At 34.2% G+C, this 11,924-nt stretch carries 8 protein-coding genes; 1 reads left to right on the top strand and 7 read right to left on the bottom strand.

Annotated features, from left to right (window positions below; genetic code table 11):
• Positions 1-54 precede the first annotated feature (54 nt).
• Positions 55-1,220 (top strand): IS3 family transposase gene (locus tag BUA16_RS14615; RefSeq protein ID WP_143150514.1). Its coding sequence is split into 2 segments (ribosomal slippage): positions 55-292 and positions 292-1,220, totalling 1,167 coding nucleotides; the frame shifts between segments, so codons are not numbered across the junction.
• Here the strand turns inward: BUA16_RS14615 and BUA16_RS14610 are convergent.
• The 7 genes from BUA16_RS14610 to BUA16_RS14580 all read right to left on the bottom strand — a co-directional run bounded on the left by BUA16_RS14610 (position 1,157) and on the right by BUA16_RS14580 (position 11,886).
• Entirely contained in the window at positions 1,157-2,077 is a 921-nt protein-coding gene (locus BUA16_RS14610) for a hypothetical protein (protein WP_072765493.1), read from the bottom strand. The genes BUA16_RS14615 and BUA16_RS14610 overlap by 64 nt on opposite strands.
• Before the next feature lie 96 nt (positions 2,078-2,173).
• Complete coding sequence (locus tag BUA16_RS14605; RefSeq protein ID WP_072765492.1) at positions 2,174-5,614, bottom strand: DEAD/DEAH box helicase family protein; 3,441 nt, start codon at positions 5,612-5,614, stop codon at positions 2,174-2,176.
• Between the two features lie 97 nt (positions 5,615-5,711).
• Entirely contained in the window at positions 5,712-7,508 is a 1,797-nt protein-coding gene (locus BUA16_RS14600; protein ID WP_072765491.1) for a GmrSD restriction endonuclease domain-containing protein, read from the bottom strand.
• Between the two features lie 56 nt (positions 7,509-7,564).
• Positions 7,565-7,957 carry a hypothetical protein gene (locus BUA16_RS14595; protein WP_072765490.1) on the bottom strand — a complete coding sequence of 131 codons (393 nt, stop codon included), beginning with the start codon at positions 7,955-7,957 and terminating at the stop codon, positions 7,565-7,567.
• A gap of 9 nt (positions 7,958-7,966) precedes the next feature.
• Positions 7,967-9,115, bottom strand: a complete 1,149-nt coding sequence (locus tag BUA16_RS14590) for a restriction endonuclease subunit S (RefSeq protein ID WP_072765489.1) — start codon at positions 9,113-9,115, stop codon at positions 7,967-7,969.
• Positions 9,112-10,593, bottom strand: coding sequence for a type I restriction-modification system subunit M (locus tag BUA16_RS14585; RefSeq protein WP_072765488.1), 1,482 nt, complete (start codon positions 10,591-10,593; stop codon positions 9,112-9,114). The genes BUA16_RS14590 and BUA16_RS14585 overlap by 4 nt, the downstream gene beginning before the upstream one ends.
• Before the next feature lie 12 nt (positions 10,594-10,605).
• The gene (locus BUA16_RS14580; RefSeq protein ID WP_072765487.1) at positions 10,606-11,886 is read right to left on the bottom strand and encodes a DUF2130 domain-containing protein; all 1,281 of its coding nucleotides are present in this window, start codon (positions 11,884-11,886) and stop codon (positions 10,606-10,608) included.
• Positions 11,887-11,924: the final 38 nt, after the last annotated feature.

Genomic DNA, 11,924 nt, shown 5'->3' with positions numbered 1-11,924 from the left:
TGGAATGTCTAATTTAGTTGGTACGGATTTATGTGATAAACTTAAATTTGTAATATGGATAAAAGAAGTTACGACCGGGAATTCAAAACCACTATTGTAGAGTTAGTAAATGCAGGGCGGCCTGTTAAGTCCTTGTCAGAAGAATATGGAGTTAGCCAGGCCTCAATTAACAGGTGGAAAAGGATGGCAATCACAAATGGTAACCCACAAGCTATTGAGGAGACCAAAGAGGCACTAAGAATCAAGGCTCTAGAAAAAGAGTTAAAGGAAACAAAATTAGAGCGTGATATTTTAAAAAAGGCGGTGAGCATCTTTTCCAAGAGCGACAGATGAGATATAGATTCATAAAGGATCATAAGGACAAATTTCCTGTTGAAAAGATGTGTAAAATCATGCGAGTCAGTAAAAATGCTTACTATACATGGCTAAGAACGAGGAACACCAATACCACTAATTCCAGCCTAGAAATTTTAAAACAAAGCATACAAGAAATATATCACGACAGTAACCAGATATATGGCAGTTTAAGAATCCAAAAAGTATTGGAAAGACAAGGAATGTTTTATAGTAGGTCCTATATAGCTTATTTGATGAAACAAATGGGATTAAAAAGTATTTTAAGCAGAAAATTCAGGGGAACTACAACTGACTCACAACATTCGTTCCCAGTTGCAGCAAATCTATTGGCAAGAGACTTTACCAGTGATTATCTAGGTGAAAAATGGGTATCTGATATCACTTATATCAAAATTGGAAGCCATTGGAATTACCTAACAACAATTTTGGATTTAGCAGATAGGAAGGTGTTATCTTGGGTTTTAAGTGAAGATATGAGCACTGAAAACACAGTATACAAGGCTTGGATCTTAGCCAGAAAAAGAAGAGAAATATCGGATAATCATATTTTCCATTCCGACCGAGGGAGCCAGTATGCTTCAAATAAAATAACAAGCCTGTTAAGCTTAAGTTGCAAAACAACTCAAAGTATGAGCCGGAAAGGGAACTGTTGGGATAATGCCGTAGCTGAAAGTTTCTTTAAGACCATAAAATATGAATGTATCCATAGGCACAACTTTAAAACCTATTTTCAAGCTTACCAAATTATTGAAAACTACATTAATTGGTATAATAATGTTAGAATACATTCTGCCTTGGACTATAAAACACCGACTGAAAAAGAATTCGAACTAAAAATCAAAAACATGCATAATGTAGCATAAAAAATAGTACCAAATTTATTAGGTAGTCCAAACCCACTGTCAAAAGTGTTTAAAAAGTTTACATATTCTACCGTTTTAGGATGAATAGTGTAGATTTTTTCGCCATCAACATCTTGAGCTTGTATTGGCCTAAACCCTTCAGCTATGTCTTCAATTACATCATCCTCTAACATTTCGGAAATACCGTAATATTCTGGTGGTCTAACACCTACAATTACATCTACATCAGACGCACCGGTAAATTGAGCATCTAAAATATCATATGGAGTTGCACTTACAGCTAAAAGTTTTATATCCGGAATACGACATCTCAATTCTGAAAAAAAGGCTAATTCAAAAGAAGATTCTATTCCGGAACCATATTGATCTTCATCGCGAACAATCAACTGCACATCATATTCATTAACTACTTTATGTGGGTTAGGGTGATTGAAAAAGTCGCTCATTTTCATGACCTTTAATACCGAAGGCTTCATATCACCAGTTACGCAATCAAAATATTCCCGCTCTAGCACTCGGCAATTTTGATCATACAAATCTGTATCTCTCATACTAGTTACAAAAAGTATCGACTCATACTCCTTGATTAACCCTATTGCCGGTAAAACATAATTACATAAAAAATAGATTGTTCCAGATTTCCAGCTCTGCATAGACGCAACAAATGCCATGTTTTGATTACCTTCTTTTGCTGAAAGTCCAATTCTTAACGCATTTATTATTTGGTTAGGAAAAATTCCTGTTCTTTTAGAACTCCTAAGAGTATCAATAATATTATCCTCGAGAGACTGAGGTGCATTTAATTGCTGAAGAAGTGTTTCAATTTCATTGTCCCAAAAATTTTGATATGCAGTCATAACGAACAGTATTTAAGATTAATACTGCAATAATACAACAGCACTATGCAAGATAATTGCACAGTTGTGTATTCTAAATGAGCTTATTATGAAAAGTTAACTAATATTATTATTGACTTGGTCTATAATAGATACTATTTCTCGTACCTTATTGTCTTCAAACAAACCAATTATGCCATTATCACTGGCTTCATTAAATGGTGGCTGTGTCAATAGTTTTTTATCGAGTGTCCCATTATTGTTGAGATAATTAATGAGGGTCTGTATGAAGGTAATTTGTACCGGATTTAAATTTTCATCTTCAATGAAGTTTGCAAATAAGTTATTAACTACTTCAATATCCAATCCAACGATGCCTCGGATGAATTTACCTAAAGGTTGCGTACCGTATTCTTTTTCATATTCTTCTTTAGTACCTAATTCGTAATTGAATAAGAATGATTCTAACAACTCTAATTCTTTAGGAGTGATAGGAATATTTTTATGAAGTTTATCTATCACCAAATGAGATTTATTTTTCCTTATAAATGCCTCTACCCTGTCCTTATAACTTTTTAATCTTGAATACGTTGGCATTATATCTACCTCTTCCACTTTATTAAGCTGAATTTCATCTGCAAAATCGGTATAGACTGTTTTAACTTCTTGCTTTTCTATAAATTTCAGTAATTCTCTTAACTCTATTCTAATATGTTCTACCACATTTACATTGGTATTCTTCCAAAACTCTACTTCCTGAATCTGCCTAATTAATGGTAGTTTTTCTTTAACCTTTGGAATATTCCTTTTCTTCTCTAGGCTATTAGCTATACCATAAATTTGTTTTACGTAAACCTCTTCTCCTTTTTTATTTCCAGAGAGAATCATTAATTGTAAGTTGAGCGCCAAAAGATCAAATCTTTTAGCTAACTCATCATCATCTTCATTGTAAGGTGCCAATCCAGATAGGTTAGTACTTAAATCAAGCACATCGCCAACACTTAAATTATTCCATCGCTCTCGACTGCTAAATTCGGTTACATGAGACCAATGCTTTCTAACCTCAAATCTTTCCTGGTCTAGACTATTAATTATTTCATGAAGTTGGTTGGTGTAGTTTTCCGCTAGTTCATCCTCTTCGGGTGTTGACTCAGTATTATCTCTAACAGCTATTATTATATTTAATTTGGCTTCAAATACTTTTTGAGATAACGTTTTGGTTGCGGTTCCTTTAATTCCGTCTGGAAACTCATTAAAAAAGCTGAAGTTGTCACAAATGTCAAATATCATAAAGTGCTCTTTGTCTATGCTAGGACCAAACAAATCTGGCCTTAAACGTGTTCCTCTACCAATCATTTGCCAAAACTTGGCATAGGACTTTACCTGTTTAAAAAACACTAAATTAACCACTCTTGGTGCATCTACACCGGTGTCCATCATATCTACAGACACAGCTATTTGCGGTTCTAATTCTACTTTGTCTTCACAGAATTTTTCAAGTAAATCCTGTGCTTTAGATTCATAATTATCTATAACACGTAAAAACTTTCCAGAATACTCAGGATAGTTTTTATTAAAGCGCTTTTCAATAAAAACAGCATGTTTATGATTTTTAGCGAAAATGATCGTTTTCCCTAACTTATCTCCGCCTTCTACCTTAATCCCGTTATTCATTAGATAATCTAGGACATCATCAATGGTTTTGTTATTAAACAAAAATGAATTGATAGCAGATTTACTAATTTCTATATCTTCATCATCTTCTGAAACCTCATCCGTAAAAGTTTCTTCAAACTTTAGTTTATCTTCTTCTGAAAGTTCACTGTACTTTATACCTTCATGGACAAATTTAACAGGCACATTAATAGCCTTTGGTGGCACTAAAAACTTATCTTGCACAGCTTGATTAAGCTCATACGCATACGTTGGGTTATCATCTTCAATATTAAATAAGGAATAGGTATTATGATCTATTTCCTTTTTTGGCGTAGCCGTTAACCCAATTAAAATAGCATCGAAATACTCAAAAATTGCTCGGTATTTTTGATAAACAGACCTATGGGCTTCATCAATAATAATTACATCAAAATGTCCTGGACCATAAAACCGACCATCCTCATTTTTAAGACTATCTATACGGTTCATTATGGTTGGATATGTGGAGAACACTAATCTAGTTCCGTTATCCTCTTTTTCTTTTGTAAGGTCTATAGCACTTAAATGCGGAACATGTTCTTTAAAAGCATTCTTTGCTTGTGTAACCAAAGCATTTCTATCTGCCAAAAACAATACACGTTTGGCCCAATTGCTTTTGGTTAACATATCTACAATAGCCGCGGACACTCTTGTCTTACCACTACCTGTAGCCATTACTAATAAAGCTTTTCTGCCTTTCCCTTTAAGCTCATTTTGGCTTGTTGTTACCAAGGCTTCAGCAACTCTTTTAATGGCTTCTAGCTGATAGGGGCGGCCAGCAATATCTCTATTGACTTGAAACTCTCTTAAATCTTTTCTAGTACTTCTGCGCTCTATTAAATACTGAAGTTCATCCTTGGTATAAAATCCGCTAACTTCCCGTTCAGGATAAAAAGTATCATCCCATACATGCGTTTCAAATCCGTTAGTATAAAAGATAATAGGTCTTTGCCCTGTCATCGCCTCTAAACAGTTAGCATACAAGAATGCTTGGTGCTTCCCATTTTTAGGACTGTGTAGTGTTTTTTTAGCCTCTACAACGGCCAAGGGCATTCCATTATCATCCCAAAGCACATAATCTACATAACCAACACCAGAAGGATTAACGGTTTTGGGCATTCCTGTCACTTTATACTCTAAATCTTTATGCTGCTTAAGATTATCCCAACCTGCTTCTTTAAGCAACACATCTATGAACAATTTACGGGTTTCAATTTCTGAGGTTAGCTCTGGGATTTTCTCTTCAAAATCTACATCAATTTGGCGTTCTTCTTTACGCTCCTTAAGTTGTTTTTGATGTTGTTGTACTTGCAGCCTTAGAAGTTCGTTTTCCTTTTGAAGTTCAAGTGTTCTTTCCAGTTGTTTGTTTTTCTCTGCTAATAGTTTCTCAATAGCTTCAGATTTCTCTTGAAGCTCTTTTACAGTTTTATCGTTAAGTTCCCCTGTAGGTATTAATGCCTCATTGAATAGTGGAATATCTGGGCTTTCCTCGTTATAATTAATCCCAATAAAGGAGAGAAGTCTAAAGATACTTCTAAGACAGATTAGCGCTTCTTTGTTATTAACTCTTTTACCGTGCGCCGCGTTATTACCGATTCTTCTAACTAAGGTTAGCTCGTTTAGTAATGTTCCTTTTATATCATTTTTAAAGTCATCATGGTACATTAAAGCCGCTAAAGTAGTATCATAAGGTCTTTCGTAATCTGGGTCGTTGTCGTATAACCAGTTTAAAGTCAGCTCTAATACAATTCTACATTGAAGTGCTGCATATTTAGGCGCTTTAAACACGTATTTTTCTGCCTCCGCAGATTGGATATATAGTTCGTGAAAATCATCCTTAATAAAATCGAAATTACTTTGCATAACCTTAAATTAAAGTAAATAAATCTTTCAATTGTCCTGACATTCTATATCTATTCCTTTAACTATAAAATACTCAAGGAATCCATAATGCATTTAATTAAAGACTAAAATAATACTCCCTCATCTTATTCGCCATTAACTTTCTTCTTAATAGAAGAAACTCGTCGTAATGGTCAATATTCATAGTAAATATTGACTCAGGAATACAGTTTTGGATTAAATTTATTTTTAGTTCATCCAATTCATTTATACCACCATATTTTAATAGACTCCCATTGCACTGGTCTAATATCTCACCAAAGTAAACTGAAGGAGCTTTGGCACCTACTTTAATGTTTACCTCTTGCTGCATATACACATAATTAGCAATCTGATTGTATTTTCCTCTTGGTAACCCTGCTTTTTTAAGATAGTTTCTTGGAAAGATATGGTGTATGTCACCCCTGTAAGTAAGTAAATCTCCCACCGTGATTTCTTTAGATAAGAACCCTTTATCATTAGCTCTAACTTGACTTGCTAAATACACATGAAAATAAGGACTACTCGTAACGGAGGTGTTTAAACTTTGGACTAAAGAAGCATTCCAAAAAGCTTGTGATAATTCTCCGTCTTCTTTTTCTTGCAAATAATCCTTAAATGATTTTAGTTCAATCTGTCTAATATCAAAATCAAACATAGATTCAGGTGAACCAGAATAACGACCCGTTAATACGGAATACACATACCACCTACGTACATAGGTTTCGATATTGGCTGGGTTTTCCCCTTGTGCTTTTAATTTGAGATAAACAATGTATGCAAAGTTTATAGCATTTTGAGACCGTATCATTTTAGAAGTAATGAATCCGGCAGATTTTATGATCATCAAAAACCGTTTAAAATTGGTCTCATTAATGAAATGATGAATACCATTAGAAAGTTTCTTAAAAGAAGCTTCAGCTATTTCCTCTTCATAGGTTCTAGTTTCAAAATTTCTTCCAGAAAGTAGGCTAACTAAGTCAGACAGTTTACCTCTATTGAACTGTGTAGTAAAAGCTACCCTTAAAACGTCTGTATATTTAGGGTCATAAAGATCTTCACTTTCATTTTTTAACCACGACATTTTTTGGAAATAGTCTGTCTTGGCGAAATCGGTATCATGTTCTGCAATGAATTGATAAAACTCGGGAGCAACTGCCAAATGACTAAAGTAATCTATAGCCTTCCTAAGTTCCTGCCCGCCAAAAGTTTCATTAGCAGCAATTTTACTCATAACAAAATCTGCCTGACTTAAAATAACGCCTTGTGAATTAATACGAATAAAGATCTCTGTTACCGTTTCTATATCCAGATCTGCTGCTAAATCAATAAGCCCAATTTGTTTTTTAGCCAAATTGAATAATTTGTTAATAGCGCGCACTATATCATCTTGATTAAGATCTGGGTTGTTATTTATAAAGTCATTGGTAAAATTAAATGAATTTATTTGTCCACTCAGGACTTTTGAAATATCTGGAATCCATTGCTTATCCTTAACAATAACCGGTGTTTGTACGGCAAACTTTTCTTGTATAGGATTAAAAGCTATTTTAATTCTAACGCGCTTATAATTTTTGTTAATTACATAATCTCCGAGAATAGCAGCCGTTAAGGCGGTAACGCGTTGTTGCCCGTCTATTAGGATTTTTTTGCCTTCTGATGTAGATCCATCTTTAAGCCTAATGTTAGGATTGCGCCAGGTAATAATATAACCTATTGGGTATCCCTGGTATAAGCTATCCATTAAGTCCCTTACTTTAGCACCATCCCAAACAAATGGACGTTGAATTTCTGGGATAGCAATTTCACCGCTTTTAATCCAAGATAAAAGGGTTTCTATAAGATGCTGATTGACGTTATATTTTTGAATATCCATTTGCTATATATGATTTACATGTTCCAGAACCATGTTGTTAACGTGATTACAACTCTCTATTTAACTTCATCACTTCCTACCTTGATTACCACATTGGTGATATCTTTAATTAGATTATCTATTATTTTAAAAGTCCACATGGCTTTTTCAAAATCTCCTTTACTCCCTTCAGTAAATTTCTTATCAAAGTAAACCCAAATACTTTTGTCATACTCTTTGCAATACACTCTAATATCCTCTTGTTTTATACGAGATTCTAAATAGATTGACAAAGCATAAAATTCAACCAGGTCAAAATGTTTGAAACTAATGTATAAGCCATTACTATGCTTAATACTAATACCTTTATAGGGTATATCTACTAGATCTATAAATGCACCTGTCTGACTTATATCTGATTTTTGGTAGGCAACTTTTAGCTGCTCTAATAACCAATCTTTGCTATCCATATGCTTATCTTAAACCAACTCTCCTTTAAACGCCTTTTGCAATAAGCTATTAAACAATTCTTCGCTTTTTTCTAAGCTTTTTTGAGCTAATGCTTTTTGGGCTTCTATTGCTTCAACACGTTCTGCGAATTGGTTCTGGAGCTCGATTGGAGGACAAACTATTTTAAATCTTTTAAAAAAATCTGTTGGTACACGCTTTTGACCAGCACTTCCTTTCATGTTATTCTCAGCTAATTTCCTAAAGTGATAAGATGTGGTTAAATGGTAAATCCATTCTGATGATGATTTATTTTCTTTAGGTCTTAAAACGTGAAATTCAGTGGTTCCAAAACCAATACCATTAGTCAAAGACCTCATAATAGCCCCTTTACCATTTTCCATACAAGGTGTAATCTTAGCAAATACAACATCCCGCTCTGCAAAATATGTGAATCCACTCCAAACCTCATCTATTGTTTTTTCAATTGATAAATCAACTTCTCCTTTTTCTGAAACATTACTCATCGGAATAAAAGATACTAAAGTTGATTTATCTAAATTAGATATTTCAGACTTCTTGGGATTAATTTCACAAAGACTACTTAAACTTTCTTTTTCTCCAACTAAATCCCCAAACATATCCAAAAATAGACTTTGTGTAAGGGCGTCATATTTTTCAATGAGTCGTTTGTCTAGTTGGCGAAGTTTATCTGCTTCGTCTAGAATGGCCGCTATTTTCTTTTGGGTTTCTAGAGGGGGAAGGGGGATTTTAACCCTTGAAACAGTTTTAAAATTTAAAGCTGCCATCGAAGTGCTTTGAGAAGCACTAATTAGTTGAGATTGAACTTTCCCACTCCTTAGAGCACGAAATAAATAATCACCAAACAATACTTGTTTATCGTAATCAATCTTAAACATATTATTAGCCAATACCCCTTCAATGCCTTTACCAACAAATCCAACAGCACCATACCTCACCATAATAATATCATGTTTTGTTATGTGATATTTTGGATTTTGTTTTGGAATATATCTGAAGTCAGAAGACCCTTGAGTATAATTTATTATTCTAATAAAAGTATCACATCCATCAAACATTTCTTTTCTTTGATCTGGGATTGAAACTTGTTGTCCTTGACTAAACGATGCTATTTTACCTAATTCAACTTCCTCTATCATTTTAACAACTCTTCTAAATTTAGTATAGCATTGGTTCTTACATTATCTATATCTTTTATTGAATCAATTATCACCTGTGGTTCATCATATTCAATTTCCTCATAAACAATTTCCTTATAACGGTTAATAGATAAATCCCAATCGTTCTCTTTAATCTCCTTAGAAGGTACCATAAAACTTTGATCTGTACGTACTCTATCCGTTTCCGCTTCTAAATTTTTAAAACGTTCAATAATATCAGGAATATCATTGTCTTTAATCTCAGAACGCTTATCGTCTAAACTATACCCATCGGCTTTCATATCATAAAACCATACCTTATCCGTACCCCCAGAGTTGGTTTTGGTAAAAAACAATACCGCTGTACTTACCCCTGCATACGGTTTAAATACCCCAGAAGGCATAGATATTACCGCTTCAAGTTTTTGGTTATTTACCAACTCTTCTCGTATGCTCTTATGTGCTCTAGAACTACCAAACAAAACTCCATCTGGTACAATTACCGCTGCACGTCCTCCAACTTTTAGGGTGCGTAACATTAAACTTAAAAACAATAGTTCTGTTTTCTTCGTTTTGGTAGTTTGCAATAAACTACTCTCTACCTCATCATAGTCCAAACTTCCTTTAAACGGCGGGTTTGCTAAAATAAGCGTGTATTCGTTTTCTATATCAGCATTCGCTTCGCTCAAAGCATCTTTACCAATAAGCACTGGCGTTTCCATACCGTGCAATTGCATATTCATAGCAGCAATACGCAACATAGACGGGTCGAACTCAATACCGTTAAACATCTTGGTATTAAAATGTTCTCTAAAGGTTTTGTCTTGAAACCAGTCGTTGTGGTTATGATAAATATACTCTCCAGCACTCACTAAGAAGCCCGCCGTACCACAGGCGGGGTCGCAAATAATATCATCCTTTTTAGGCTGTGTCATTTCCACCATCATACTAATAATATGGCGTGGCGTACGGAACTGTCCGTTGGTACCTGCTTCGGCAATTTTAGACAGCATATACTCGTAAAGATCCCCTTTAGTATCTCTGTTGTCTAAAGGCAGTTGGTCTATTTGTTGCACCACCTTATCCAATAACCTCGGAGATTGAATCATGAAAATTGCCCCTTTCATAAACCGCGCAAACTCACCACCTTCAGCTCCGATAGTTTTCATGAAGTCGAAAGCCGTTATATCGTTAAGCTCGCGCTGTTGCTTTGTAAACAAGTCGAACATTGTTTCTGGATCCTTATTTTTAAAGTTGCTCCAGCGCAACGGGCTTTGTTCTTTAGTATAGATTGGTTTATCGATAGGCACCCCTAAAAGGTTGGCCTGCTTTTCCATTAGAATCTGCTTATCATCTAATTGCTTTATAAAGATTAGATAGGTAAACTGCTCCACTACAGTTAATGGGTTGGATATTCCTCCTGTCCAGAAGTCATTCCAAATTTTATCTATTTTACTTTTTGTTTCTCCAGTGATCATATTGTTTGCTTACTAATTGCTGTTTAAATTGTTAAATTTTAGTTTCATGGTTGGATTACCATGGGTTAACTTCTTAATGGTTAAATCATCTGCTTTGTTGTTCGCCAAACGTAGATTATTTACAGATGATAATAAAGCATCCTTGGTTTTTTGTAGATGATTCATGGTTTTGTCAATCTCATCTATAGCGGTTTTAAATTGTCGACTAGCTAAATCGTAGTTTCTTGCAAAGCCAGTTTTAAATTCGTTGATTTTTTCCTCAAAATTAGTAATGTCAACATTCTGGTTTCTAACTAGTTTTAGTTCGGCCTTGTACTGTAAAGACTTCATCCCAGCATTTCTTAAAAGTGTAATAATAGGAATAAAAAACTGAGGACGCACCACATACATTTTCTCATACTTGTAGGATACATCTACAATTCCGGTGTTATACAATTCATTATCTGTTTCTAATAAAGAAACCAATACGGCATATTCACAGCCTTTATCTCTACGATCTTTATCTAACTTGGCGAAAAAATCTTCATTTTTCTTTTTGGAAGCTGTTAGGTCGTTTTCATTCTTCATTTCAAACATAATTGAAACGATTTCATTATCATTTTCATCTTTCTCTCTGAAGATATAATCACCTTTAGTGCCCTGAGAAGCATCGTTGTCTTTTTCGAAATATGCTTTTTGAAATGCCGTGGCTCTTAGTTTGTTAAACTCGGTTTCACAATGTTGCTCCAAAGTCTCTCCTAGCATTTTAGTTGAAAGCTTTTGCTTATAGTCCTTTAGACGTTCTATTTCTTCGTCTTTTAATTGTAATTCCTTTGCTTTATGATCTAACTCTCTTCTAAAATTTTGTTGTAAGGACTTTTCTAAATTTTCTTTTTCAGACTCCTTGAGTTTTAAGTCATTTTGTAATTGATTCTTCTCTTTTTCAAGTTCATTTACCGCTGTTTGTAATGCTAGTTTTTTTTCATTTTCAGCCTGCTGTAATTTGGACTCTAAATCTTTAATAGTATTTTCTTTTTTTGAAACCTCATCAACTAGCTCTGATCTACTTTTGTGTTTCAATGCTTCTATTTCACGCTGTTTTTCTGCCAACTGTTGCTGGAAAGCAATTTTTAATTCAGACTCTTTTAATTGTAATGCAGTCTGCTTTTCTATATTAACAGACTCTAATCGATTGTTCAACTCTTCTTGAAATTGCTGGTCTCTTACCTGCCTAACGATGTCTGTGTAGACACTATCATCTACTTTAAAAACCTCTTTACAATTAGGGCATTTTACATTTGTATTCTTACTCATAGCTTTTATTATTTATGATTATGAAGCAAATGTAAGAT

It is taken from the genome of Arenibacter nanhaiticus (assembly GCF_900141935.1).
Taxonomy (GTDB): domain Bacteria; phylum Bacteroidota; class Bacteroidia; order Flavobacteriales; family Flavobacteriaceae; genus Arenibacter; species Arenibacter nanhaiticus.
This window is presented reverse-complemented; position numbering and strand designations above follow the sequence as displayed.